This window comes from Desulfocucumis palustris, assembly GCF_002933875.1.
Lineage (GTDB): Bacteria > Bacillota > Desulfotomaculia > Desulfotomaculales > Desulfocucumaceae > Desulfocucumis > Desulfocucumis palustris.
This window is the reverse complement of sequence record NZ_BFAV01000045.1, coordinates 33170-59405: the sequence shown is the minus strand read 5'-3', so window position 1 is coordinate 59405 and position 26236 is coordinate 33170. Positions and strand designations below refer to the sequence as shown.

At 50.9% G+C, this 26236-nt stretch carries 24 protein-coding genes; 2 read left to right on the top strand and 22 right to left on the bottom strand.

The window, feature by feature from the left end; translation table 11 throughout:
* Positions 1-83: 83 nt before the first annotated feature.
* The 19 genes from rseP to DCCM_RS03890 form a co-directional block, all read right to left on the bottom strand.
* Positions 84-1121 (bottom strand): RIP metalloprotease RseP, encoded by a 1038-nt coding sequence (gene rseP, locus DCCM_RS03980; protein WP_104371161.1) that lies wholly within the window; start codon positions 1119-1121, stop codon positions 84-86.
* 63 nt (positions 1122-1184) lie between these two features.
* Positions 1185-2408: a 1-deoxy-D-xylulose-5-phosphate reductoisomerase gene (locus DCCM_RS03975; protein WP_104371258.1), complete on the bottom strand. Its 1224-nt coding sequence runs from the start codon at positions 2406-2408 to the stop codon at positions 1185-1187.
* Positions 2409-2499: 91 nt separating this feature from the next.
* Positions 2500-3570: a sporulation integral membrane protein YtvI gene (gene ytvI / locus DCCM_RS03970; protein ID WP_104371160.1), complete on the bottom strand. Its 1071-nt coding sequence runs from the start codon at positions 3568-3570 to the stop codon at positions 2500-2502.
* An 11-nt stretch (positions 3571-3581) separates the two neighbouring features.
* The gene (locus DCCM_RS03965) at positions 3582-4370 is read right to left on the bottom strand and encodes a phosphatidate cytidylyltransferase (RefSeq protein WP_231702642.1); all 789 of its coding nucleotides are present in this window, start codon (positions 4368-4370) and stop codon (positions 3582-3584) included.
* A 13-nt stretch (positions 4371-4383) separates the two neighbouring features.
* The gene (gene uppS / locus DCCM_RS03960; protein ID WP_373855393.1) at positions 4384-5106 is read right to left on the bottom strand and encodes an undecaprenyl pyrophosphate synthase; all 723 of its coding nucleotides are present in this window, start codon (positions 5104-5106) and stop codon (positions 4384-4386) included.
* A 160-nt stretch (positions 5107-5266) separates the two neighbouring features.
* On the bottom strand, positions 5267-5434 hold the full coding sequence (gene fdxA / locus DCCM_RS03955; protein WP_104371158.1) for a 4Fe-4S ferredoxin: 168 nt from the start codon (positions 5432-5434) through the stop codon (positions 5267-5269).
* A gap of 3 nt (positions 5435-5437) precedes the next feature.
* Positions 5438-5653: a hypothetical protein gene (locus DCCM_RS03950; protein WP_104371157.1), complete on the bottom strand. Its 216-nt coding sequence runs from the start codon at positions 5651-5653 to the stop codon at positions 5438-5440.
* Entirely contained in the window at positions 5653-6210 is a 558-nt protein-coding gene (frr, locus tag DCCM_RS03945) for a ribosome recycling factor (protein WP_104371156.1), read from the bottom strand. The genes DCCM_RS03950 and frr overlap by 1 nt, the downstream gene beginning before the upstream one ends.
* Positions 6203-6931 (bottom strand): UMP kinase, encoded by a 729-nt coding sequence (pyrH, locus tag DCCM_RS03940; protein ID WP_104371155.1) that lies wholly within the window; start codon positions 6929-6931, stop codon positions 6203-6205. The genes frr and pyrH overlap by 8 nt, the downstream gene beginning before the upstream one ends.
* A gap of 78 nt (positions 6932-7009) precedes the next feature.
* Positions 7010-7666: a translation elongation factor Ts gene (gene tsf / locus DCCM_RS03935; RefSeq protein WP_104371154.1), complete on the bottom strand. Its 657-nt coding sequence runs from the start codon at positions 7664-7666 to the stop codon at positions 7010-7012.
* A 176-nt stretch (positions 7667-7842) separates the two neighbouring features.
* Positions 7843-8553 carry a 30S ribosomal protein S2 gene (gene rpsB / locus DCCM_RS03930; RefSeq protein ID WP_104371153.1) on the bottom strand — a complete coding sequence of 237 codons (711 nt, stop codon included), beginning with the start codon at positions 8551-8553 and terminating at the stop codon, positions 7843-7845.
* 240 nt (positions 8554-8793) lie between these two features.
* A complete protein-coding gene (gene codY, locus DCCM_RS03925) occupies positions 8794-9579 on the bottom strand; it encodes a GTP-sensing pleiotropic transcriptional regulator CodY (RefSeq protein WP_104371256.1) in 786 nt (261 codons plus the stop codon).
* A 22-nt stretch (positions 9580-9601) separates the two neighbouring features.
* Positions 9602-10999, bottom strand: a complete 1398-nt coding sequence (gene hslU / locus DCCM_RS03920; RefSeq protein WP_104371152.1) for an ATP-dependent protease ATPase subunit HslU — start codon at positions 10997-10999, stop codon at positions 9602-9604.
* 63 nt (positions 11000-11062) lie between these two features.
* On the bottom strand, positions 11063-11593 hold the full coding sequence (gene hslV / locus DCCM_RS03915; protein WP_104371151.1) for an ATP-dependent protease subunit HslV: 531 nt from the start codon (positions 11591-11593) through the stop codon (positions 11063-11065).
* A gap of 202 nt (positions 11594-11795) precedes the next feature.
* On the bottom strand, positions 11796-12698 hold the full coding sequence (gene xerC, locus DCCM_RS03910; RefSeq protein ID WP_104371150.1) for a tyrosine recombinase XerC: 903 nt from the start codon (positions 12696-12698) through the stop codon (positions 11796-11798).
* A gap of 262 nt (positions 12699-12960) precedes the next feature.
* The gene (trmFO, locus tag DCCM_RS03905) at positions 12961-14292 is read right to left on the bottom strand and encodes a methylenetetrahydrofolate--tRNA-(uracil(54)-C(5))-methyltransferase (FADH(2)-oxidizing) TrmFO (RefSeq protein ID WP_104371149.1); all 1332 of its coding nucleotides are present in this window, start codon (positions 14290-14292) and stop codon (positions 12961-12963) included.
* A 31-nt stretch (positions 14293-14323) separates the two neighbouring features.
* Positions 14324-16585, bottom strand: coding sequence for a type I DNA topoisomerase (topA, locus tag DCCM_RS03900; protein WP_104371148.1), 2262 nt, complete (start codon positions 16583-16585; stop codon positions 14324-14326).
* Between the two features lie 100 nt (positions 16586-16685).
* Positions 16686-17780, bottom strand: coding sequence for a DNA-processing protein DprA (gene dprA / locus DCCM_RS03895; RefSeq protein WP_231702641.1), 1095 nt, complete (start codon positions 17778-17780; stop codon positions 16686-16688).
* 176 nt (positions 17781-17956) lie between these two features.
* A complete protein-coding gene (locus DCCM_RS03890; protein ID WP_104371146.1) occupies positions 17957-18175 on the bottom strand; it encodes a hypothetical protein in 219 nt (72 codons plus the stop codon).
* A gap of 176 nt (positions 18176-18351) precedes the next feature.
* Between DCCM_RS03890 and DCCM_RS03885 the strand changes: the two genes are divergently transcribed.
* The gene (locus DCCM_RS03885; RefSeq protein WP_104371145.1) at positions 18352-18837 is read left to right on the top strand and encodes a DUF441 domain-containing protein; all 486 of its coding nucleotides are present in this window, start codon (positions 18352-18354) and stop codon (positions 18835-18837) included.
* 155 nt (positions 18838-18992) lie between these two features.
* Positions 18993-20030 (top strand): calcium/proton exchanger, encoded by a 1038-nt coding sequence (gene cax, locus DCCM_RS03880; protein WP_104371144.1) that lies wholly within the window; start codon positions 18993-18995, stop codon positions 20028-20030.
* Here cax and DCCM_RS03875 read toward each other — a convergent pair.
* From DCCM_RS03875 to DCCM_RS03865, 3 genes are all read right to left on the bottom strand, one after another.
* On the bottom strand, positions 20023-22047 hold the full coding sequence (locus tag DCCM_RS03875; protein WP_231702651.1) for a cell division protein FtsA: 2025 nt from the start codon (positions 22045-22047) through the stop codon (positions 20023-20025). The genes cax and DCCM_RS03875 overlap by 8 nt on opposite strands.
* 432 nt (positions 22048-22479) lie before the next feature.
* Entirely contained in the window at positions 22480-24006 is a 1527-nt protein-coding gene (locus tag DCCM_RS03870) for a SpoVR family protein (protein WP_104371143.1), read from the bottom strand.
* Between the two features lie 105 nt (positions 24007-24111).
* Positions 24112-25917, bottom strand: a complete 1806-nt coding sequence (locus DCCM_RS03865) for a sigma-54-dependent Fis family transcriptional regulator (protein ID WP_104371142.1) — start codon at positions 25915-25917, stop codon at positions 24112-24114.
* Positions 25918-26236: the final 319 nt, after the last annotated feature.

Here is a 26236-nt window from a genome sequence, read left to right as displayed (position 1 = left end):
GTAAAAGGTTGGAATTCCATCAATGTCCCCGCTTCACCTCTAACTTCTGATTTCCCGCTTCTCACTTCCCGGCGGGCCGGACTTCAAAGCAGCTGTAGAATGTCATTATAGGTTATTACCACGATCAGCATTAATAGTAAACCAAAGCCCACCAGGTGAATGAAATTCTCCTTGCGGGGATCCACCGGCCTGCCCCTCAGGCGTTCAACAATTAAAAACAATATTCTGCTGCCGTCCAGGGCGGGGATGGGAAAAAGATTGAACAACCCGAGGTTTATGGAGAGAAGGGCTGCCAGGGTAAGCAGGGGATAAAACCCCATTTGCACAGCCTTGCCGATTTCCGCCACAACCCTGACCGGGCCGCCAAGATCCGCCCTTTCCTGTCCGATTATCATCCTGCCGATGAATTCAATAATCATAACCGAAAACCACAATGTTCTCTCGGCTCCTGCCGCAAGGGCAGTCCCCAGCCCCACCTTCTGCGGTTCATAGGCCGGGTAAATACCGATTTTACCCAGACCGTTGGCCTGAGGGGCAGGTACAACCGCAATACTTAATTGTTTGCTGTCCCTGCTGATGGTAAGACTTACATTCTTACTGGGACTGCTGTCAATCTTGTCCCTTAATTCTTCCCATTTTTCTATTTTTTTCCCGTCAATGGCCACAATACGGTCTCCGGGCTGAATGCCGGCGCGTTCAGCCGGCTGTCCGGGCACCAGCTTATCCACCTGGTTGGTGGGGGAGGGCAGCCCCTGGAACAGATAAATCACTGCCAGCAGTAAAATAGCCAGGACAAAATTCATCAGCGGACCGGCCAGTATCACAATGATCCTCTGAAAAACCGTCTTTTTGTTAAAACCCCGCTCCTCGGTTTCAAAATTCTCCTCATCCGGGTCCATACCGGCCATGCGCACAAAACCGCCCAGAGGCAAAAGCCTGAGGTTATAAGTGGTTTCCCCCCTGGGAAAACCCACAAGTTTCGGCCCAAAGCCCAGGGAAAATTCATGGACCTTGATTCCCACCAGCTTTGCTATGGTAAAATGACCCAGTTCGTGAAAAAAAACCAGCAGGCCGAAAACAAATATTGATGCCCAGAAAACAGAGGACCAAAAACTAATCATTCCAACCACCTTTGCTACTCAGTGAAAATATAGGCGACCCTACCGTCGCAGTTGTTTATTCCATTATGTAAGACCGGCATATTTCCTGGCTTCCCGGCGGGATTCCAGGTCTGCCGCAAGTATTTCCTCCAGGTCCGGCCCGGATATGAGGCGATGGTTTTCTACAACCCGGGACACAATGCCATAGATGGAAGAAAAATTAATCTTACGGTTTAAAAAGGCTTCCACCGCCACCTCGTTGGCGGCATTTAGCGCCGCCGGCATGGTGCCCCCGGCTTCCCCGGCCTGAAAGGCCAGCCGCAAAAGCGGAAAGCGGCTGTAATCCGGCGCCTGGAAGGTCAGCGCCCGCAAATCAAACCAGTTAATCCGCGGCAGGTCGTTGCTCAGACGTTCCGGATAACCCAGGGCATACTGTATGGGCAGGCGCATGTCCGGCAGGCCCAGTTGGGCCAGAACGGAACCGTCAACAAACTCAACCATGGAATGAATAATACTCTGGGGATGCACCAGCACCCTTATCCTGGAGTATTCAACCCCAAACAGCCAGTGGGCTTCTATAACCTCAAGCCCTTTATTCATAAGGGTGGCCGAATCAATGGTAATCTTCTTTCCCATTTGCCAGTTGGGATGCGCCAGAGCCATTTCAACCGTGACCCCGGACAGGTCCTCCGGCTCCCGGCGAAAGGGCCCGCCGGAAGCCGTAAGTATTATATTGCCCACTTCCCGGCTGCAAATACCCGTTAACCCGCCGGCATCGCCGCCGCTTTGCCCGGTGGCGCGGCGGGCCAGGGAAACAGGAATCCTGCCCGACAGGCATTGCCAGATGGCCGAATGCTCGCTGTCCACCGGAAGAATATTAACCCCTTTGTCAAAGGCAAGCTTTGTAACCGGTTCGCCGGCAGCCACCAGTGTTTCTTTATTGGCCAGGGCTATGTCCTTTCCCGCCTTTATAGCCGCCACAGTAGGCAAAAGTCCGGCGGTCCCCGTTACGGCAGTCAGCACCACGCCGGCTCCGGCGCAGGCAGCCACGGCCATCAGCCCTTCCTCTCCCCAGTGTATTTCCGGCTTATATCCTTCAGGCAGGCTATCCTCCAGCAAACGGGCGTCTTTCTCAGCTGCCACCGATACCAGTTCGGGCCTGAAACGGGCTGCCTGCTCCGAAAGCAGCCGCCAATTTTTTCCGGCTGCCAGAGCCGTAACAAAAAACCGTTCCGGGTAACGGGAAACAACGTCCAGCGCCTGGCATCCTATTGAGCCTGTGCTCCCCAAAATAGAAACCCCTTTAATAACTACCACCCCGCCCAAAAAATTATGCACAAATATATGTGAGCCTTGGGTTCGAAAGGGATTATTTCCCTACCGAACATTCGTTGGATAATCAGCTTTTCGGCCATCCCTGGGCTTTTATGGCCGCCTGGACTGCTATTAACAATATCGGGCCACCGATAAGCCCTGCTATTCCGATAAGTTTTAATCCTATGTACATGGCCGCCAGCACCGCCAGTGGATGCAATCCCAGGTTTGCCGCCACCACCCTGGCTTCCAGGGTTTGTCTCACCACCCAGATTAAAAGATAAAGCACCACCAGTTTGACGCCGAAGGCAATATTTCCGCTTATGAAGGCCCACACCGCCCACGGCATAATAATAGTCGCCGGACCCAGAACAGGCATAACGTCAAATAGACCTATCAGCAACCCCATGGTCAGGGCATATTCCGCGCCTATGATATAAAGGCCGATTATAGCCTGCAGTGTGGTAAGGGAAATCAATACCGCCTGGGCCCTTACATAACTTAAGAACGCCCCGGCCACCGCCCTGGAAATCTCAAGAACCCGCCCTCCCCAGGGGGAAGGCATTATTTTCAGCCACAATTTTACCATCAGATGGCGGTCTTTTATAAAAAAGTATGTGGCAATAAACGTAACTATAATCCCCAGCACAGCCCCGGGAACACCGGTGGCAAAACCAAGCAGGAAGTTGGCCACCGCTCCCGCCATGCCGGAAGCCTTTTCAGTGATTGCGCCCAGATTGTCCCTTATATTGCCGGCCAGTTCCGGATACTGAAAAAAGTAAAACTTGCCCTGCTCCACGGCACCGGTTATAAACTCCTGAACCGGTTTTATATAACGGGGCAGCGAAACCGAAAGGTCTATCAGCTCCGCCACCAGCCTGGTGGTTAACAAAGTCAGTAGTAAAATAATGCCTCCAAAAACCATCAGCATACTGGCCCCGGCGGCGGCAGCCCTGCTCATCTTCAGCCTGCCGGCTAACACGCCCACCAGCGGCTCCAGAAAAAGAGCCAAAAGTATGGCCACTATGAAAGGGGACAGCAACCTGATGGTGGCAAAGGTTATGATTATAAACTCCGGAACCAGATATTCAGCCGCCAGGTAAAGAATAAACAGCAAGACGGTAATACCCAGTCCAATGGGTATAAACCTGGACAACTGGTCTCACCTCAACTTATTTTGAATAGTGCCAAATAATAGTATACAAAAGGAGCGGTAAAAAACATGCTGTCGAAACGGTCCAATACTCCGCCGTGACCGGGAATTATGTTTCCGGTATCCTTTATACTGGCGGTTCTCTTCATGACTGATTCCCATAAGTCACCCAGTTGGGCAACAATTCCGAGCATAAACCCCATGGCGACCAGATGCAGCGCCGGCAGGAAAGGATAAATAAAGTAGAAAACAACCCCTGCGCCCAGGCTTGCGGCAACTCCCCCCACAGCTCCGGCAACGGTCTTCCCGGGGCTTAAGAGTGGCGCCAGCTTGCGCCTGCCTATTTTTTTCCCCACAAAATAAGCCGCCGTATCGCAGGCCCAGGTGGCCACCAGCATGAAGAAAAGCCATATCCACCCCTCGGATACCGTTCTCAGCAAATAAAAATATATAAAGAGTCCTGTATAAAGGATCCCCAGCAGGCCCGCAGCACCGTCCAGCAGACTGTACGCAGGAAACCGTATTACCACCATAATCAAAACCACTGCAATTGCCAGGGTGTTGGCCCAGATTAAACCCTTTTCCCCGTATAAACAGGCTCCGGTCAGCAGCATGAGAATTCCTGCCAGCATAGCCGCTACCGGGGGATTGAGCTGCATTTTCCGGATCATGGTTGTGAATTCAAATATACCGGCAAACATTATCGCCCCGGTCATGGCCAGCAGCAACCACCCGCCGAACCAGACGGATAACAATATTAAAGGTATGCCAAACATGGAACTAATAACTCTGTACCGCAGCAATCAATTCACCAGCCTACTTCTTTAATCCGCCAAATCTGCGGTCTCTCTTCTGAAAATCAACCATGGCCTGGAGCATGTGAACCCGCCTGAAATCCGGCCACATTACCGTTGTCAGCCAAAACTCGGTATAAGCCAGCTGCCAGAGCAGAAAGTTACTAACCCTGTAGTCGCCCGCAGGCCGGATAAGTATATCCGGGTCGGGCTGGCCGGCTGTATATAAATTGTCCGAAATAACCTTCTCGTTTATATTCTCCGGGTCCAGCACCCCCCCGGCAACGCTAAAACCAATGGATTTCACGGCCTCCACCAGTTCCGTCCTGCCACCATAGTTTAACGCTATATTAAGGGTCAGGCCTGTATTGTTGTCGCTCTTCCGGGCGGCGATATCAAGAGCTTCCCTGGCCGACCGGGGCAAATCCCCTATTTTTCCGATGGCCCGCACCCTGATGTTGTTGCCGCATAGCTCATCTATTTCTTTATGCAGGTACTCCACCAATAAGTCCATCAGTATATCGACTTCTTCCTGGGGGCGTTTCCAATTTTCCGTGGAAAAGGCATACACCGTGAGAACCTGCAGTCCCAGTTCGGCGGAAACCCTGACCACTTCACGAAGCGACTCCACCCCGGCCCTGTGACCGTAAGCCCTGGGCATACCCCTGCGCAGCGCCCACCTGCCGTTACCGTCCATTATTATGGCCACGTGGCGGGGAAGCCTGGAAAGATCCAACTGCTCCATCAGGGATTTTTCATCCTGATAAACATTTTTATCTCCCCGCCATAAATTTATCAGGTTTCTAATAATTGGACCCCACCCCTTTGCGCATGACACGGAAAGCGCCATACAATCAACTATATATTAAACAACCCCCTCCGGAAACGAGGGGGCGTAAATTACATTATTCCTCAATAATAGCTCCGGTTGGACACGCATCAATGCAGGTTCCGCAGCTTTCACATTTATCGGTGTCAATCTTGTAAATATCACCTTCAGAAATCGCCTCGCTGGGGCAAGACTCCATGCATGTCCCGCAGGCCAGACACTCATCCGTAATGCGGTAAGCCAAAAATCACACCTCCTCTCCTTCAACCTCCCGGGAAACAGTCAATTCGCCTTTTCCCGGGGTCAATAATATGAACCGGACTACCCTGTTCCGCCCCGAAGGGTTCCCTCCGGGCGGCCGGGTATAACGAACTTCAACATCAATTCCGGCTTTCCGGCATATTTCCATGGCTTCATTCATTTCCAGGGCAAGCAGCTGTTTTTGCAAATCATCAGGAGGCATTAAACGTTCATAATCTCCTGTTCTTTGCTTGATACCAGGCCGTCAATCTCTTTAATGTATTTGTCGGTAAGCTTCTGCACGTCATCCTGGACCCTGCGCAGTTCGTCCTCGGATATTTCGGCCTTTTTTTCCTTGGCCTTGACGGCATCGTTTGCATCCCTGCGAAGGTTGCGGACAGCCACCCGGCCCTCCTCGGCCTTCTTTTTAACCACTTTTACCAGTTCCGCCCGCCTTTCCCGGGTTAACTGGGGAATGGCCAGACGGATCACGGTTCCGTCACTGCTGGGGTTAATCCCCAGGTCGGATTTCAAAATGGCTTTCTCAATTTCAGGTATTATTGTTTTTTCCCAGGGCTGAATCACCAATAGCCTGGCTTCCGGAACGGAAATATTGGCCAGCTGATTTAACGGTGTCGGCGTACCGTAATAATTGACACTGATCTTATCCAGCAAGGCGGGCGTGGCCCTGCCCGCCCTCAGGGAAGAAAACTCCTTTTTAACAACTTCCACGGTCTTTTGCATATTGTTTTCTGTTTCAGCAATAATTTCCTTAGCCAACCATATCACCCCCGATATATGTACCGACGGATTCACCCAGTACTGCTTTCATTATATTGCCTTTTTCATTTAAATTGAAAACAACCAGTGGAATGCAATTATCCATGCACAGGGAAGTAGCGGTGGTATCCATCACCGCCAGCCCCCTGTTTATAAGATCTATATAGGTGAGCCGGTCAAATTTCCGGGCATTTTCATTTTTCATGGGATCGGAATCATAAACACCGTTTACCATTTTAGCCATTAATATCACTTCGGCTTCTATTTCAGCCGCCCTGAGGGCCGCCGTGGTGTCGGTTGAAAAATAGGGATTGCCTGTACCTGCGGCGAATATTACCACCCGGCCCTTTTCCAGGTGCCTGATAGCCCTGCGCCTGATGTACGGCTCGGCTACCTCCCTCATCTCAATGGCTGTTTGAACCCGGGAATCCACATCCTGCTTGGCCAAGCCGTCCTGTAAGGCCAGGGAATTAATAATCGTGGCAAGCATACCCATGTAATCCGCAGTGGCACGGTCCATTCCCTTGGTGCTCCCGGCTACGCCCCGCCAGATGTTGCCGCCTCCTACAACCACCGCCACCTGGACGTTATGACTGACTATCTCCTTAATCTGAGCCGATATGGAAGCCACAACCTCCGGGTCAATACCATAACCCTTATTACCCGCCAGCGCCTCTCCGCTGAGTTTTAAAATAACCCTGCGATATTTGGGTAATGCCATCGGGATCAAACCTCCCGTCCAGTATGTAATTCTACAGCTCCCCGGAAATTCCTCTACCCCTTTGATATATTTGGATACTTAACAATTCTTTGTCATTCCGGCCACTTCGGCGGCAAAATCATCCTGCCGCTTCTGCAGGCCCTCGCCCAGTTCATACCTGACAAACCTGCGCACGGAGATATTCTCCCCTATCTTGGCGATTTTCTCGGTAATCAGCTGCTGTACGGTGATATCCGGATCTTTAATAAAGGGCTGTTCCAGCAGGCAAACTTCCTTGTAATATTTCTCTATCCTGCCCTCAACCATTTTCTGTATTATTTTTTCCGGCTTGCCCTCGTTGGCGGCCTGGGCGGCGAGTATTTCCTTTTCCTTGGCGATTATTTCCCCGGGTACTTCCTCACGGCGCACAAATTCAGGCTTTGAGGCAGCCACCTGCATGGCGATATCCCGGGCCAGGGCTTTAAAATCCTCGGTTTTAGCCACAAAGTCGGTTTCACAGTTTATTTCAAGCAAAACACCGATGCGCCCCGCTCCGTGTATGTACGATTCCACCAGACCTTCCGCCGCTATCCTGCCGGCCTTTTTGGCTGCGGCGGCAAGACCCTTTTCCCTCAAGTAATCCACAGCCTTGTCAATGTCACCATTTACTTCAGCAAGGGCTTTTTTGCAGTCCATCATTCCCGCCCCTGTACGCTCCCTGAGTTCCTTAACCAATGCCGCAGAAATTTCCGCCATGATAATCCTCCTTTAATTGATATCCATTATTTACCGATTTATTAACATATTATTTCCCGATGTTTTTTGTTTCAATCTATAATCTTGTTTGGAGCTGAGACAGATTTTGCACAAACCACAAAAAAGGCAGGGCTCACCCGTAAATTCCGTACGGGGTCCCCACCTTTATTAAACGGTTATTGTGCGGCAGCCGCTTCTAACTGCTCACCCTGTTTACCTTCCAGCACGGCATCGGCCATTTTGCCGGTCAAAAGCCGCACTGCCCGGATAGCGTCGTCATTACCCGGAATAACATAATCAATTTCATCGGGATCACAGTTTGTGTCAACAATAGCTACAATGGGGATACCCAGTTTCCGGGCCTCTGCCACGGCAATACGCTCTTTACGCGGATCAATGATAAAAAGAGCTCCAGGCAGCTTTCTCATATCCTTGATGCCGCCCAGGAACTTGTTCAGACGCTCCTTCTCGTGCATCAACTCGGCGATTTCCTTTTTGGGCAACAGGTTTATCCGGCCGTCGGCCTCCATTTTTTCCAGTTCATGCAGGCGGTCAATCCTGCGGCGGATAGTTTGGAAGTTAGTCAGCATTCCCCCCAGCCAGCGCTGGTTAACGAAAAACATGCTGCATTTTTCAGCTTCTTCCCTTACCGATTCCTGCGCCTGTTTTTTGGTGCCGACAAAGAGAATGCTTTCTCCCTCGGCAGCCAGACTTTTTACAAAATTGTAGGCCTCCTCCACCTTGCGAACGGTCTTTTGCAAATCAATGATATAAATTCCGTTCCTATCGGTGAAAATATAAGGGGCCATCTTGGGATTCCACCTGCGGGTCTGGTGGCCGAAATGGACGCCAGCCTCCAGCAGTTGCTTCATTGAAATAACAGCCACTTAAAAAACACACCTCCTCCGGTTTTTTCCTCCGCCGCAATCATTTCCTGCCAAAATCCCTCAACAGGTAACACCGATGCCAGGATCAGGCGGCGTGTGTATTTAACACCAGCATGTATTTTAACATAAAAAGTCATATCATTGCAAGTTATATGAAAAAATTATTGGGGTCAGATTTTACTTGTTACTTTCCATAGAAAGCAACAAGTAAAATCTGACCCCAATTCATAAACGCTTTGGTTAATGTTGTTTCATTCTGTCCAGCTCTTCCAGCAGCCTGTCGTTCAGCACCCTGATGTAGGTGCCCTTCATGCCCAGGGATTTGGATTCTATCACCCCGGCGCTTTCAAACTTTCTCAGGGCGTTTACAATCACCGACCTGGTTATACCCACCCGATCCGCAATTTTGCTGGCCACCAGAAGTCCCTCGTCACCGTCCAGCTGTCTGAATATATGCTGCACGGCATCCAGCTCCGAGTAGGAAAGAGTGCCCAGGGCTATCTGTACGGCTGCCCGTTTTCTGGCTTCCTCTTCCATCCTTCCGGCTCTGGCCCTTAATATTTCCATGCCCACCACTGTGGCCCCATATTCTGCCAAAATCAGGTCTTCATCGGTGAAATGATGATCAAACTTGGCCAAAACCAGGGTTCCCAGGCGGGAACCGGCGCCCACGATGGGAACCACCGTGGTGATCTTGTTATTGAATTTACATTTTTTATCATGGCTAAATACGCAGGAATTCACGGTCTGGCAAAAATTGGCATGGGTTTCGGTCAAACGCAGCAGGCTTTCATTATAATCCGCCGGAAATCCTTCCGGGGACTCAACGATATCCCTCATTATCTCACAGGTAAATCCCTTTAGATAGTTGTATCCCAGGGTCTTGCCCCGCCTGTCGATGACATATACGCTGCCGCCTATATTTTCACTTAGTATGGCCGCGATTTCTTTAAAATCAACCGGATAACCCGCTGATTTCTGTAACAGCTTGTTTATGGCCCGGGTCTTCTCCAGCAAGTTCCTCATCATAATCTAATAATTCACTCCTTTAAAGAATATAACGACTTAAATCTTCGTCCTTTGCTACCTCGTTGAGCTTATTAGATACGTAAGCGCGATCGATATTAATTGTCTGGCCTTTCAAATCCGGACCTTCAAAAGATAAATCTTCCAATAGTTTTTCCATGATTGTGTGCAGGCGCCTTGCCCCAATATTCTCCGTTTGCTCATTAACAGTATAAGCTATTTTAGCTATTTCGACAAGCGAATTTTGTGAAAATAGTATCTCAAGGCCCTCTGTGGCCAATAAAGCGGTATATTGTTTAATTAATGCATTGCGGGGTTCTGTCAATATTTGCAAAAAATCCTGTTCAGTAAGACTGTCCAGTTCCACCCTGATGGGAAACCTGCCCTGCAGTTCGGGTATCAAATCCGACGGTTTGCTCATATGAAAGGCCCCGGCGGCAATAAAAAGTATATGGTCGGTTTTCACAGGACCGTATTTGGTTATTACCGTGGACCCCTCCACTATGGGAAGTATATCCCTCTGCACGCCGCCCCTGGATACATCCGGACCGCTGCCGCCGTCCCGCACCGCGATTTTATCTATTTCATCCAGAAAGACTATTCCATGCTCCTCGGCCCTGGCAACGGCCTGGGTGGTAACTTCATCCATATCAATAAGTTTTTGGGCCTCCTGCTGGGTAAGAATCTTTCTGGCCTCGGACACAGTCAGCCTGCGCTTGCGCTTTTTCTTGGGAAAAATATTTCCCAGCATGTCGCCTATATTTATGCCCATTTCCTCTACGCCGGAACCGGTAAAAACCTCCATCATGGGAGGGGAATTGTCTTCAACCTCTATCTCCAGGTACTCCCTCTCCAGTTCCCCCTTTTTTAACTTCTCCCGCAGGGTCTCTCTCTCAAATTCAATCCGCCGGGCAAGCTGCTGCTGCTCCCTGTCCGCGTCGGGCTCCTGCTTGGTTCCGCCGAAAATCAGCTCAAAGGGGTTTTTGGGTTTTACATCCTGCCTGGGCAGGGGGGCCAGCAGTTCAACTATTCTTTCATCGGCCATGACCCTGGCCTTTTCCTCCACCCCGAACATTTTCTCGCTTTTAACCATCCGAATGGATGTTTCCACCAGTTCCCGGATCATGCTCTCCACGTCCCGGCCCACATACCCTACTTCGGTAAATTTAGTGGCTTCCACTTTTACAAAGGGGGCCTTGACCAGTTTAGCCAGGCGGCGGGCGATTTCGGTCTTGCCCACCCCGGTGGGGCCGATCATTAAAATATTTTTGGGCACCACTTCATCCATTAATTCCCGGGGCAGCATGGTTCTGCGGTAACGGTTTCTCAGGGCTATGGACACAGCTTTTTTAGCCTTTTGCTGGCCCACTATATATTTATCCAACTCCGCCACAATCGCTCTGGGAGTAAGAGCTTCCATAAATATAAACCTCCATAATATATAAGATCATCCTGCCGCGCCGGCAAAGGCCGGCAATAATTTTTACAATTCCTCAACCGTTATCTGATCGTTGGTAAAAACGCAAATTTCCGCCGCTATGGATAACGACTCCCTGGCTACCCGGGCGGGGGGGAAATCGGTGTTCCGGACCAGCGCCCTGGCCGCGGCCAGGGCGTACGATCCCCCGGACCCAATGGCCATCACCCCGTCGTCCGGCTCAATGACCTCGCCGCTGCCCGACACCACCAGCAAGTGCTCCTTGTCGGCAACCACCAGCAGTGCCTCCAGCCGTCTCAGCATCCTGTCGGTGCGCCAGTCCTTGGCCAACTCCACCGCCGCCCTCTGGAGGTTGCCCCGGTAAGCTTCCAATTTACCCTCAAATTTTTCAAACAGGGTGAAAGCGTCGGCCACTGAACCCGCGAACCCTGCCAGCACTTTGTTGTTGTACAGGCGGCGAAGCTTTCTGGCGCTGTGTTTTAAAATGGTATTCTGACCGAAGGTAACCTGCCCGTCGCCGGCCAGAGCCACCTTATCCTCTTTTTTAACCGCAACGATGGTTGTGGCATGAAACATTCCAATACCTCTTTTTCGTTAAATTGGGGACGTTCCCAACCCCAAAGCCAGACTCCGGCAAAGTTGCGTCCCTAACCTATTTATCTTTTAAAATATATTGCTATTAAAAAAATAAATGATAACACAAAATTTAAAAAAAGTGAACCGGCCGATACCGCATTAAAATATATGCCTGCCGCCCGTACTTTATTGACATTCTCTTTTAGGCCCTGGGATGGGCTTTTTGATAAACCTCTTTTAATTTCTGTCTGGTAAGGTGAGTATATATCTGGGTGGTGGACAGCCTTGAATGCCCCAGCAATTCTTGTACGGCGCGCAGATCCGCGCCCCTGTCCAAAAGGTGGGTGGCAAAGGTGTGCCTCAGTGTGTGCGGACTCACGCCTTTTTCCAGGCTCAACAGGGTCACGTATTTATTTAATATTGTCCTTACTCCCCTGTCGGTCAAACGGCCTCCCCGGGCGTTAAGAAAAACCGCTTCACCGGAATTAGCCGCGGCAAGCCGCGGCCTGCCGTTATTCAGATAATCAAGAAGAGCTTTAACGGCGTAAGAGCCCAGGGGCACCACCCTTTCCTTGGAACCCTTGCCGTATACTTTTAAATCACCGTCACGCACATCCATATTGCCCTTGTCCAGTCCCACCAACTCGCTAACTCTCAGCCCCGCGGCGTATAAAACCTCCATCAGGGCTCTGTCCCTCAAACCCAATGGATTGTCCCGGGCCGGCAATTCCAGCAACCTGAAGCAATCGTCCTGGTATAAAAATTTTGGCAGTTTTCTGTCCGGCTTCAAAGGGGAAAGCCCCCTAATGGGGTTTTTCTCTATAATCCCCTCCCTGCCCAGATACCGGAAAAAGGAGCGCCAGGCGGCTATTTTTCTGGAAACCGAGGATTTAGCCAGACCCTTTAACCGCAAATCCGCCAGAAACATTCTTATCAATCCCAGGCTAATATCGGCCGGGGTTATCTCCATATCCTTTTTGCCGGTCTCAACAGAGAAAAAATCCAGCCCCTGCATGATATCCCTGTGATAATTCTCCAGGGTGTGGGCAGAAGCGTTTTTTTCCGTCTCCATGTAAGCCATAAAGCTATCAATGTAGTTATACATAATATTCACCAGTCTTAATAAGGTAAGGGGACACACCTCTAATTTGGGGCCCGGCTTTTTGGGTGAGGAATGTCCCCAACGTATGTAAGGTGACACACCTCTGATTTGGGGCCCGGCTTTCGGGCGAGGAATGTCCCCAACGTATGTATGGGGACACGCCTCTAATTCAGGGTCCGGGTTTAGGAGGAGGAATGTCCCCAAGGTTTGTAAGGGGACATTCCTCCATATTAAAGGCCTGACTATAGGAAGAGGAATATCCCAATCAATGTAAGTTTGCCGTAATAAACCGCTCAAGGGTGTCAAGAGACCTCTGGGCTATCAATGAATTGCGCTTTTTCCTGTCCTTTATCACCTGTTCCAGAGGCGGCAGCAGACCCATTGTTATATTCATGGGCTGAAAGTTTTTGGGGTCGGCGCCCGTGATATAGGCTGCCAGGGCACCGTGGGCCGTTTCCCGGGGAAAAATCAGCAAGGGTTTGCCGCTGTATTTCAGACCGGCGTTAATTCCGGCCATTAAGCCGGCTGCCGCCGACTCCACATATCCCTCGACCCCGGTTATCTGCCCCGCGAAAAACAGCCCGTCCCTGAGACGGCACTCAAAAGTGGGGTTTAAGACCACCGGCGAATTTATGTAAGTATTCCGGTGCATTACGCCGTACCTTACAAACTCGGCGTTTTCCAGCCCGGGTATGAGCCTGAAAACCCTTTGCTGTTCGCTCCACTGCAAATGGGTCTGAAAGCCCACCAGATTGTAGAGGGTTCCCGCGGCATTGTCCTGCCTTAGCTGGATCACCGCATAGGGTCTCCTGCCGGTGTTGGGATCCGTCAGTCCCACCGGCTTTAGCGGGCCGTAGCGCATGGTGTCCGGACCCCGTCCGGCCAATACTTCAATTGGCATACAGCCTTCAAAATTTATTTCCTTTTCAAATTCCTTCCTGGGGGCCCGCCCGGCATTGGCAAGTTCCTCACGAAACCTCAGATACTGGTCTTTGTCCATGGGACAGTTGATGTAGCTGGCCTCCCCCTTGTCGTAACGGGAGGAAATAAACGCCTTTTGCATATTGATGGATTCCCTGGTCACTATGGGAGCCACCGCGTCATAAAAGTAAAGATATTCCTGCCCCGTCAGGGCTTGAATGTTCCCGGCCAGTTCCTCCGAGGTGAGGGGACCGCCGGCCAGCACCACAACTCCGCCGGACGGGATTGTGGTCACTTCCCGCCTGACAATCTCCACATTGGGGTGTTCCGTAAGCCTGGCGGTAACCATACCCGCAAAGGAATCACGGTCCACGGCCAGCGCGCCCCCCGCCGGCACCCTGGTGGCGTCGGCGCACTCCATGATTAATGAATTCAGGCGGCGCATTTCCTCTTTAAGCAGCCCAACGGCATTTTCCATGGCGGCAGCCCTTAATGAGTTGCTGCACACCAGTTCGGCAAACAATCCGGTGTGATGGGCGGGAGTGGACTTTTGGGGCCTCATCTCATAAAGTTTGACCTTATATCCCCTGCCGGCCAGCTGCCAGGCAGCCTCCGAACCGGCCAATCCCGCCCCCACAACAGTTATATATTGCAATAGTTCCGGTCCCAGCCACATCCTGGCACGGACCAAAACCCCCCTTCAATTTTCACAAAGCAACCTTTGCTTTAACAGTCTTTTTTGTTTTGGCGGCTTTACCGGTTCCCGAAGCGGCTTTGGAAGATTTTTTAGCCGCCGGGCCCGCGGCCTTACCGGCGCGTTTCTTCTGCTTGGCCGCCTCTTTATCCCGGGTTTCGCTTTTAGAGGCCGCTGCGGCGGTTTTTTCTCCGGACCCCCGGGCTTTCACTCCGGCGGGACAGTTTGCGTCCACGCACCTGTGCTCTTCCTTGCCGCGCACCTTTTTAACCACTGTAATGCCGCCGCACTGGGGGCATTTTTCGTTGCTGGGCCGGTCCCATACTACAAAATCGCAGTCCGGGTAATTGCTGCAGCCATAAAAAGCTCGACCTTTCTTGCTCCGGCGCAGCACCAGTTCGCCGCTGCAGCGGGGGCAACTCACACCGGTCGGTTCCAGCAGGGGCTTGGTGTTCCTGCAATCCGGAAAACCGGGGCAGGCAAGGAACTTGCCGTAACGCCCCATCTTTATAACCATGTTGCGGCCGCACTGCTCGCATATTTCTTCGGTAACCTGGTCGGCTATGTCCACCCTGCCAATTTCTTCCTCCGCCCTGTTCAGGGTTGTGTCAAAGGGGCGGTAGAAATCATCCAGAAGCCTTACCCAATCCTGCTCCCCATCCTCCACGTCATCAAGCTTTTCTTCCATTTCCGCCGTGAATTCCACGTCAATAATGTCCCGGAAATGGTCTTTAAGCAGTTTGACCACAATCATACCCAGCTCCGTGGGATAGAACTGTTTGCTTTCCCTAACCACGTAGCCGCGCTTTAGTATTGTTTCCACAATGGGCGCATAGGTACTGGGCCTTCCTATACCCTTTTCCTCCAGCGCCTTTACCAGGGTAGCGTCGGTGTAACGCGGGGGCGGCTGGGTAAAGTGTTGTTTGGGCGTCAGTTTTCTGGCTTCCAGAAGATCGCCCTCCGCAAGCTCGGGCAAAATGTTGTCTTTTTCCTTCTCGCCGTCGTCGGTGGATTCGATATATACCTGCATGAAGCCGTTGAATTTCACAATGGAACCCGTGGCCCGGAAAGTATAATCCTTTGCCAGTATATCCACGCTGGTGGTATCGATAACCGCGGGGCTCATCTGGCTGGCTACGAACCTTGACCAGATCAGTTTGTATAATTTGTACTGCTCCGCCGTCAAAAAACCCTTGATGGCCTCGGGTTCCCTGGAAACAGCAGTGGGCCTGATGGCCTCGTGGGCATCCTGGGCCTTTTTCCTGGCCGTCAGCCGCCTGGGGGTGGCCGGCAGGTAGCTATTTCCGAATTTGCCTCCGATGTAATCCCTTACCTCGGCAATGGCCGTTTCCGACACCCTTACGGAGTCGGTGCGTATATATGTCACAAGACCCGCAGGGCCTTCCTTGCCCAGTTCAATGCCCTCGTACAGCTGCTGGGCCACCATCATGGTCTTCCGGGCGGTAAAATTCAATTTACGGTAAGCTTCCTGCTGCAGGCTGCTGGTAATGAAAGGCGGTGACGGCTGGCGGTTCTTTTCCCGCCTGGTTATTTTATCAACCCTGTAGGAAGCACCTTTTAAGTCCGCTATAATGCCGTCCATTTTTTCCTGGCTGGGGACTTCCGCTTTGTTTTTGCCTATCCGGTGCAACTTTGCCTCGAAGGGATTTTGTCCCTTTTTGGTCAGCCTGGCGGTGAGCGTCCAGTACTCCTCGGGGACAAAGGCGTCAATTTCCTCTTCCCGGTCACATATCAACCGTACCGCCACCGACTGGACCCGGCCCGCGCTAAGGCCTTTCCTCACCTTGCGCCAGAGCAGCGGGCTTAGCTTATATCCCACCAGCCGGTCCAGAATACGCCTGGCCTGCTGGGCGTCAACCCGTTTTTCATCAATGGGCCTTGGTCTTTTTACGGCGTTTTGTATGGACTGTTTGGTAATTTCATTAAACTCAATCCTGCAGGGCTCACTTTCATCTATATCAAGCAGCTTAAGCAAATGCCAGGCGATAGCCTCACCCTCCCGATCAGGGTCGGAGGCCAGCAAAACCTTATCCGCCTTTTTTACGGCGGATTTCAGTTCCTTTATGGTGTCTCCCTTGCCCCTGATGGTAATGTATTTGGGTTTATAGCTTTGCTCCACGTCAACTCCCAGCTGACTTTTGGGCAAATCCCTGACATGCCCCATGGAAGCCAGGACCTTATATTTATTTCCCAGAAATTTACCAATACTTCTTGCCTTGGCCGGGGATTCCACTATTACCAGGGTTTTGCTCAAAGTAAACCACCTCTGCTCCTAAAAACGGGTTGTTCTGTTCGGCTTAAAAGGTATTATTAACACAACAATACTTTTTTAAAAAATTTAATCCGGACGGGATTTACAGGCTGCCGGCAAGATAATATTTACCCGGAAGCTGTCTGGCCAGGCCTTTTAATTCCAGAAACACCAGTGCCGCCAATACTTGCTGGGCAGCCAGACCGGACCCTTCCACCAGCTTATCCAGGGCGACCGGCTCAAGGTTTAGCATTTTCAAGACAGCCTCCTCCTCTACAGTCAGACTGGGGAGACTCCTTTTTTGTTCCCGGCTGCCGCCAAAAAGCCGGTTAACCCCCAGTTCTTCCAAAATATCCTCCGGGCCGTCCACAAGCCTGGCCCCCTGCTTTATTAAACGGTTGGCACCCACGCTTAATGGAGACGACACATTTCCGGGCACCGCCATTACATCCCGCCCCTGCTCCAGGGCTATATCCGCGGTTATCAGGGCACCGCTCCGGGCGGCGGCTTCGACAACCACCACGGACCTGGAAAGACCGCTGATAATCCGGTTGCGCACGGGAAAATGCCAGGGCACCGGCTGCGCTCCCAGGGGGAATTCACTGATCACGGCTCCCCTGGCGGCGATTTTATTCTTTAAATCTTTATTCTCCCGGGGATATATCACGTCAATACCGCACCCCAGCACCGCGATGGTGCGGCCGCCGGTTGCCAGGGCGCCCCTGTGGGCCGCCGTGTCCACGCCCCTGGCCAGTCCCGATACCACAGTAACCCCCGCCGGGGCAATCCCCGCGGCCAGCCGCTCCGCCACAGCCAGACCGTAGGGGGTTGCCTTGCGTGAACCCACAATGGCCACGGAAAGCGAATCCGACTTTTCAAAACTTCCCTGAATGAAAATACCCGGAGGTGGGTCAAAAATATTTTTCAGCATTTCCGGGTATACGGGGTCACCAATATCTATAAATCTTATATCTAGCTTCTCCAGTTTGCGAAATTCCAGCAACGGGTTAATTTTCTTGCGCAGCATGACTATCTCCCCGGCCTGCTCCCGGGTAAAACCGCCGGTTGAAACCAGCTGCTCCTCGGTTGCCCGCCAGGCTCCGGCCGCCGACCCGAAGCGTTCCATCAAGTGCCATACCCTTTTGGCCGAGCCGGGAAGCAATATCTGCCAGCCAAGAGCGCATTCCCTTTCGCTCACCCTACCACCCCCGGCAGCTACTTCCACATTTACCCTATACATTTTATGCACATTCGGGAATAAAAGAAAGATTTCCTGCACGGCGGCAAAAAAAATGTTGGCTGGTACAAAACAACGAAACGGCGAAATACAATCGCCGTTTTCAACCTGGCATAAAAACTGCCCCGAGTATATGTTTAACCGGCATCAGGCTTTTGCATATTCATCAGCAGGAAGTGAATGGACTCCATGTCGGTGTGCAGGGATTTTGCCCCGGTCTTCAGGTTGTTCAGGGTTGTGGATACCTTCTCCACAAAATCCTTTGCTGTTCCCAGTTTCCTATCACAATCCGGATCCATGCCCAGAATCAGCAGTATTAGTATGAGAAACAGGGAATAGGGGTTGGCTCCGCCCATTTCTGATAAACCTCCTTCCGCAGGTCTTTATAATTTTCTATATACTATGCCGGGGCTTAATTAACGGTGCTTTGGCTGATTTTCCGCCGGAATTTTGCTGTCCGTGGTACCGGCCGCCCGTGGAATGGCCTCATAAATTAACATTTTTAACCATACATTAAAAAGGGAGCAAAATAATGGCATGGAGATGTGGGTCAATGGATACTTCCTCCTATATACTTGTGGCGTTACTGATAATTGGTATTATAGGACGCTCCAATCTGGTGGCCATGTCCGCCTGTGTGCTGCTGATTATTAAATTTTCCGGCCTGGAACAGCTTCTTCTGCCATTTCTGGAGAACAAGGGACTTAAACTGGGACTGCTGATATTGATGATATATATATTGCTGCCCATGGCCAAGGGGCAGGTTCAGTTAAAGGAACTAAAATATAATTTTACTTCCGTCTCGGGTATCATAGCCCTGGTGGGAGGCGCCCTGGCCACTCATTTAAACAACGAGGGTTTAAAATTAATGAAGCTCATGCCGGAAATAATATTCGGCATGACCCTGGGAACCATACTGGGAACAGTATTTTTGAAGGGTGTGCCCTGCGGCCCGGTGATGACTGCCGCGGTTACCGCCATACTGCTGCAAATCTGCAGCTGGCTGGGAAGCCTTTGAGCCGCTTTACGGATAGCCTGGATATTAAGGGCTATGTGATAGTTTTCCCTTGAAAATATGGTATAATGTTACCCTGATTAATAATTTATCCCACAAATAAATAAGATAGCCCGGGATAATATTAATCACGACAATATATCCGGGGAGTATGGATTTTGAAATATTTAAATTTGCTGCTGCTGTTAATACCCGCCGTTATTGTGATGGAGTTTACCCACGCCAACGAGGCCTATATATTTGCAGCCTCCTTGCTGTCCATTGTGCCGCTGGCGGCTATAATAGGCAAGGCCACCGAGGAACTGTCCATCCACACCGGACCCAGAATAGGCGGTTTGCTTAACGCCACCCTGGGCAACGCGGCGGAACTGATAATAACCATATTTGCTTTAAAGGCAGGTCTGATATCCATAGTTAAAGCCAGCATCGCCGGGAGTATTCTGGGCAACATACTGCTGGTGCTGGGTCTCTCCGCCTTTATCGGCGGCCTGAAATATGAGCGGCTGCAGTTCAATTGTTACGTTTCAAATCTGAATACCTCGCTGCTGCTGATGATCATCATATCCCTCTCGGTGCCGGCCATTTTTTCCATTTCAGGACACATCGAACCGGACAGGCTGCAGACACTGAGCCTATGGACCGCGGTGGGTCTTTTGCTGATCTACGTGGCCAGTATGCTTTTTTCTTTTAAAACCCATAAACACCTGTTTCATGTGGAGCACGAGGGGCAGAATTTTGAGTGGGGATTGAAAAAGAGTGTCACGGTATTGTTTTTCTCCGTGGCGGCGGTGGTGGTAATGAGCGAAATACTGGTGGAAACCATTGAGCCCGCCACCAAGGCGCTGGGACTTTCGGAGCTGTTTGTGGGTTTGATACTCATACCCATAGTGGGCAACGCCGCGGAACACAGCGCAGCCATTATAATGGCGCTTAAAAATAAAATGAACATAGCCCTGGAAATAGCCGTGGGCTCCTCGGTGCAAATCGCCCTTTTCGTGGCCCCGGTGCTGGTATTCCTGGGCTATGCCTTCGGCCACCCCATGAACCTGCTATTCAACCCCCTGGAAATAGCCTGTATAATACTGGCCATCGTGGTGGTCAACAACATTGTCAGGGACAGCGAAACGGATTACCTGGAAGGTCTCATCCTTTTTGTCACCTATATACTTATTTCCATCGGTTTTTTCCTTATATAAAGGATATTTCCACCACATCCCCGTCCTTTAGAGGGTCGGTGTACCCGGCCTGACTGCCGTTCAGCGCCAGTTTAACCCTGCTTCCGGAGCCTATTTGCGCAAGGTCAATGTCAATATGATTAAATATGTCCACAAATAAATAACTGCTCTTTCCCACTAAAACAATATCCCTTCCGTTAACAGACACCCTGATCCCGTCACTTAAGCCGGAGGCCTGAAATCCGTCCCCTTTTGTCACCTCAGAAAGATCTTTTTTTTTAAATTCCAGTCTGTCTCCGTCTTTTAACAGGTATTCAGAGTTGGCCGGCGAGTTGTTAACATATATGTCATGGCTAAAAACATCAATGTTTTTCAACCTGGCCAGTTGTCCCGCCGTTTCAACGGCCTGGATGCTAATTTCGTCGCCATTTTTCAACTCCGTTTCCGGGGTGCCCGGCATACCGTTGATGATTATTTCCGGCTCCAGGGTCTCCACCTGGTCTTCACAATATATTGATATGCTGCCGTGCCCCTCCGTAAACACCCCGGCCCGGGCCGTGGCGTCAACCCCGTTCTCAGCCCTGGTTATTTCAATGCTGTCCCCGTTTTTCAGCACGGTCTTGATACTGGCCTGGCGGCCGTTGACCATTATTTCCGCGGGACGGCGAAGACCGCCGTAAATAACCCTTTTTTCCCCGTTAACAATCACCGTCAAATCACTGCCGTTTTTGCCCACCAGGTCCATGGCGCTGTATTCAATAAGGCCCATGGCGTCGTAAACGGTTATCTCCCTGGAGTATAGCAACCGGTTTTCCCTGCCGTTCACGGTTATGGTGATAAAGTCGTGCCCCACCCTTTCCATGGCCACCCTGGCGATACCTGCCACCGTCACTCCGTCGGGACCGTTTATTTCATCGTTTTCCACCAGCAGCCCGGAAACCGAGTCTCTTCCCCTGAGCCTCACCCTTTGCTTTTCCAGGCCCAGCTTTTCGGCAATTTTATCGGTAAAGCCCGGAACCTGGCCTCCGCCTCCCACGCAAAAAACAGATTTAGGGGAGACGCCGCCGTTCAGCCTGATTATCTCCTGGGCCACTCTGCCGGTAATCTCCTCCAGCACCGGTTCTATCTGCTCCAGGATACTATCCCGGGATACGGAAGTTTCAATACCGACCACGTCTGTATAAACAATATCGCCGCCGGACATCAGCTGTCTTTTAATTTTCTCCGCGGTATTGAAATCCGCCAGGCAGCATTCCGCCACGGCCTCGGTTATTTCATCCCCGGCCAGGGGCACCATACCGTAGGCCACAATGGCTCCATCCCGGGAAATGGCAATATCGGAAGTGCCCGCTCCGGTGTCAATCAGCGCCAGGTTCAACAGCCTGAAGCTGTCCGGAATCACCGCCGCGGCGGCTGCTATGGGCTCCAGGGTGAGGCTGACCGGCTGCAGCCCCGCCCGGGCTAATACGGAATACAGGCTGTTCACCACCGAGACCGGCAGAAAGGTGGCCAGTACTTCCACAGCTATTTTGCTTCCCCGGTGCCCTTCCAAATTAGCCATGGAATATCCGTTAAGAAAGTAGCTCACCACGGAATAGCCAACGCAATAAAAATCTCCCGCCTCTTCCCCCATTTCGTTTTTCAGCTCGCTGTGGGCCTTTTTAATTCCGTCGTTTTCCAGCGCCCGGCAGAGCAGGTGGTCTATCTCCAGGCCGGAGTCTATATCCTGCTCCACTCTCACCATTTTTGTCCTGAGGGAACGCCCGGCGGCAGCTATGGCCACCCCGGTGAGTTTAACCCCCAGCTTGTTTTCCAGGGCTGATTTTACCCTGGACACAGCCTCGACGACTTTACCGATGTGATGTATCTGGCCGTCGTAAACAGCCCTGCTTTCGTGCTCGGTTATATGCTGGGCCAGTACCTCAAGACCATCCCCGTTCTGTTTCGCCAGGATCCCGATAACCGACCTGGTGCCGATATCCAGGGCAAAAACAGTGTCATTATCAATTAGCTCACTTTTTCCCGGTTCCAACAACACTGCCGACAAATTTATCCACTCCCTTGGTCCGTTTAAACCATACGGAATGTATGCTTTAAAGATAAGGGGACACACCTTCCGTGTTGCCTTGAATTCCTTACCTTTTACTAATTATGTAAAGTAATCCTCCCGTTTCATAAAAAATTCGTCAACAAATGTCATTTTACCTTTTCCTCAACATTACAAAATGCGTCCATTATATTGACTTGAACAGTCCACCACCACATTACGGCAACGGTTGATAATAATATTTCAAAAAAATTGCGGCATCAGGAAAAGTTGCGATTTCTCCCAATCCGCCACATCAATTTGCAGGCGCCTGCCCGCCGGAATTTCACCACGACAAAAAAACCATGCCCCCGGGACATGGTTTTTTTGTCGAACCTTTTGTTATTGCTGATAACCCTTGACAACGCTAAGCGCTAATGAATTTTACAGGAACTTTTTGCTGCTTTTTTCTCCGTTATAAGAAAACAAAACCTTTTTATTGTCCAGCACGGTTTCCATATGAACAGTTCGCCCCCATATTTTGTAAACCTGGGGCAGGGTTTTTTCCGCATAATACACATCAAGCTCCAGGCCATCAAACTGATGTTTCAGGTACAATTCGCCGCGCTTGTTGAAATCTCCGTCTTCCACCACAAGGTACGGGAAACCGCTGTTGGTCATGCTGGCCACTATACCGTCCCTTACGGTTTCCCACTCCTTGTCGGTGACCTTCCATTCATATCCAGCCTTTTTGTACAGATAAAGGTCCATGTCCTCAATCAGTTCCTTAGTCAGGTAATTTCGCAAAAAAGATACGTCGCATTCCGTTTCCCTTACCTCAAATATCTTCTTTCTGCCTTCACCGCCCGGCCGGTTATATTTTTTCCTCTCCTCCTCACCGGGATTATCCCATCTTTTTTCTATGTCCTCGAAAATTTTCAGCCCCAGCAGATATGGATTGATTCGCATGGGAGACGACTGGATTACCCCTGCATTCATTTTAGAAAATTCAATAGCCTCGTCTTCGGTCAAATCCATCTCTCTGATTATCCGCAAATGCCAGTAACTGGCCCAGCCCTCGTTCATTATTTTGGTTTGTATCTGGGGCCAGAAATAAAGCATTTCCTGCCTGATGACGGATATTATATCCCTTTGCCAGTCCTTTAGCTCCCTGGCGTTCTCCATCATGAACAACAGCAGGTCTTTAGTGGGCCTCTCCGGAAATTTTACCGGCTTTTCATCATCTTCTTCAACTTTATCTTTTTCGTCCAGGTCCCATAAATCATCGTACGGGGTTGCCTGCTTTTTGTCATGCCGGTGCTTTCCGTCGCAGCTTTGTTTTTTCCCTCCGTCGGCCCCGCAGCAACCTGATCCGCAGCCGGAGCCGCAACCCGATTCGCAACCGGACTTGGCGCCGGAACCACATTGGCAGTCTTGCTCTTTAACGTTTCCCTCCGGCTGTTTGATGCGGCTATGGGGGTCAATGTGCTCCTGGATTGAAATGACGGCGTCAATAAAGCGCTCAACCTTTTGTTTGCCGTATTTGAATTCGTACTCCCTGAACCTGTCCGCCGACGCGGACATAGATTCCACCATTTTCCTGGAGGTGTGCTGGAAATAGGCGTTATTCTTAAAGAAGTCGCAGTGGGCCAGAACGTGGGCGACAACCAGTTTATTCTGAATGAGGGTATTGCCTTCCAGCAAAAAGGCATAGCAGGGATTGCTGTTGATTACCAGTTCGTAAATGCGGCTCAGGTTGTAGTCGTACTGGGTCTTCATTTTCTGGTATGATTTGCCGAACGACCAGTGACTGAAACGGGTAGGCATGCCGTAGGCGCCGAAGGTATAAATGATATCCGCCGGGCATATTTCAAAATACATGTCGTAGAAATCCAGGTCAAATTCCCTGGCTTTGGCAGTTATCTTTTCAATGGCTTCTTCAAGCATTTTCATTTCTTCCTGCGGGTTCATAACAATATCCCTCCCTGTATATACACTATGCCCGGAAGGGATTCAAATTGACAGGTTTTGCTTCAGTAATAATATTTAATAACTGCCGGCCCCAAAGCCGGCGGGTTAAATGTCCTTTAAACCGCCGGGCGGCTCCAGTCCGTATTTCTCAATCTTCCTGTATATGGTGGCCCTGCTGATGCCCAGAGCCCCGGCGGCCCTGCGTTTGCCCTCGTCCGTCCAGCCGTATTTTTTAAGAGAGTTCAACACCGCCTCCCTTTCCAGTGTTTCCAGTGGAACAATGTCCGCTCCGGCGGAAACCTTTATGCCGTTTTGCATATTTTTATCCCGCAATCTGCGGGGCAGGCTGTCAGGGGTTATATAATCACCCTCCTCCAGGTTTACCGAATATTCCACCACGTTGATAAGTTCCCTGATATTGCCCGGCCAATTGTAGTTCCGGCAGAAATGCAGCGCCTCCCCGCTTAAACCCTTGATATCCTTGTTCAGCAGCCCTGAAAAACGTTTTATGTAATGGTCCAGCAAAACAGGTATGTCCCCTTCCCTTTCCCTCAGGGCGGGCAGCACAATGGGAATCACGCTTACCCGATAATACAGGTCTTCCCTGAAAAGTCCCTTTTCCACCATGGACATGAGGTCATTGTTGGTGGCGGCGATTATTCGAACCTCCACGGATATCAACTGGGTTCCACCCACCCGCTCTATCTGTTTTTCCTGCAAAACCCGGAGCAATTTGGCCTGCAGGTATAAAGACATATTCCCAATTTCGTCAAGAAAGATTGTTCCGCCGTTGGCCAGCTCAAATTTGCCCGGCTTTCCTCCCCGCCTGGCTCCTGTAAAAGCTCCCTCGTCGTAGCCGAAAAGTTCGCTCTCCAGCAGGCTCTCCGGTATGGCGCCGCAGTTTAAAGCCACAAAGGGCTTGTCGGCAAAGGGACTGGCGGCATGTATGGCCCGGGCGAAAATTTCCTTGCCGGTGCCGGTCTCACCCAGTATCAGCACGGTGGAATTGCTGGCGGCAACCTTCCGGGCCTGGTTTTTGACCTCCATAATAAGCTTGCTTTCACCGATAATATCGTCAAAGGTTATCTCCCGCTGGGAGCTGATGTACTGGTAGGCAATTTTTTGCGTCTCGCTGAAATCCCTGAAGGAAGCCACCACCCCCAGGGAAGCTCCGCCCTCGCCCTTGATAATCCTGGCGGTGGCCAGAAGATGCAGCCTCTTGCTGCCGCATTTCACAAACACCTCCCGGGAATTGAAAGCCTTATCCCCTTCCAGCACTTCTTCCAGATTAATTCCGGACAGAACGAATTGAATATGCCTGCCTATGGCGCCTTCCTTGGTCAGCCGGAACAACCTCTCCGCCGAACGGTTGAAATGGGTAACCACACCAGCGCGGTCAATGGCCACCAGGGCCTCGTAGGCCGCGTCGACCACCGCCTCCAGGCGGCCGGCCATCAGCATTTTCTCCGAAATAATCTCTCTTTCCAGAGCTTTGCTGCCGATCAGATCCGCCATTCTGCCTATAAACTCCATCAGGGAATTTTCATTGCGCTTTAAATTTTCCTTCTGCTGCGCATCAAAGGCGATCAGGCTGATGGTGCCGATAACGGCGGTTTCCGCGTGAATGGGGTAAACAATGGAGGACCGGTAAAAACAGTTTCCGGTGAGGGGACAGCGGACGCAAATGTCGTGATAGCCAGGCTCATTTATGGAAACCGGCTGCCCCGTGCCCAGCACATGCTTGTTGACAAACCCCCTGCGCAGCCGGAAGCCCACGTCGTTACGGACGCTTCCGGTGCCGGCCACCCTTACCAGCTCGTTGTCTATAATTTCCACTTCCACCTTCAGCACGCTGGCCACAGCCTCCGCAACCTTCTGGCAGATTTCCTGAACACCGGCTAATATCGACATTTAAAGTAACTCCATTTCATAAATATGTATAAATTTATCAAATTAACGGTGAACATTTTAATATTATTTCTTATCACCGATTAATCCACGATATTTTTCATTTCCCCCGAAACATTATTTTTGGTATCACCATTTTTTATTTTTTAATACTGGCTTAAAACTTATTTAAAGCTGCTGCATTATAATGCTTTATGATGGTATCTGTCCCAATAAATACCTTTAAGAAAGCACTTATGTTAGAATTATAACGAAAAGGATAACTAAAATAATGTCCGGCCGGCGGACCCGACAGCGGGAGGTCGAAGCCATTGCGGCTTTG

Excerpts from the sequence above, each read along its gene's own strand:
- codY (WP_104371256.1), bottom strand. The coding sequence starts at position 9,579 with ATGAGGAACTTGCTGGAGAAGACCCGGGCCATAAACAAGCTGTTACAG.
- hslV (WP_104371151.1), bottom strand. The coding sequence starts at position 11,593 with ATGTTTCATGCCACAACCATCGTTGCGGTTAAAAAAGAGGATAAGGTG.
- DCCM_RS03865 (WP_104371142.1), bottom strand. The coding sequence starts at position 25,917 with ATGTCGATATTAGCCGGTGTTCAGGAAATCTGCCAGAAGGTTGCGGAG.
- rseP (WP_104371161.1), bottom strand. The coding sequence starts at position 1,121 with ATGATTAGTTTTTGGTCCTCTGTTTTCTGGGCATCAATATTTGTTTTC.
- DCCM_RS03870 (WP_104371143.1), bottom strand. The coding sequence starts at position 24,006 with ATGAACCCGCAGGAAGAAATGAAAATGCTTGAAGAAGCCATTGAAAAG.
- xerC (WP_104371150.1), bottom strand. The coding sequence starts at position 12,698 with ATGTATAACTACATTGATAGCTTTATGGCTTACATGGAGACGGAAAAA.
- DCCM_RS03950 (WP_104371157.1), bottom strand. The coding sequence starts at position 5,653 with ATGCCTCCTGATGATTTGCAAAAACAGCTGCTTGCCCTGGAAATGAAT.
- DCCM_RS03890 (WP_104371146.1), bottom strand. The coding sequence starts at position 18,175 with ATGGGCGGAGCCAACCCCTATTCCCTGTTTCTCATACTAATACTGCTG.
- hslU (WP_104371152.1), bottom strand. The coding sequence starts at position 10,999 with ATGGAAGCTCTTACTCCCAGAGCGATTGTGGCGGAGTTGGATAAATAT.
- trmFO (WP_104371149.1), bottom strand. The coding sequence starts at position 14,292 with ATGTGGCTGGGACCGGAACTATTGCAATATATAACTGTTGTGGGGGCG.
- tsf (WP_104371154.1), bottom strand. The coding sequence starts at position 7,666 with ATGGCGGAAATTTCTGCGGCATTGGTTAAGGAACTCAGGGAGCGTACA.
- pyrH (WP_104371155.1), bottom strand. The coding sequence starts at position 6,931 with ATGGCATTACCCAAATATCGCAGGGTTATTTTAAAACTCAGCGGAGAG.
- uppS (WP_373855393.1), bottom strand. The coding sequence starts at position 5,106 with ATGGAGCAGTTGGATCTTTCCAGGCTTCCCCGCCACGTGGCCATAATA.
- DCCM_RS03885 (WP_104371145.1), top strand. The coding sequence starts at position 18,352 with ATGGCATGGAGATGTGGGTCAATGGATACTTCCTCCTATATACTTGTG.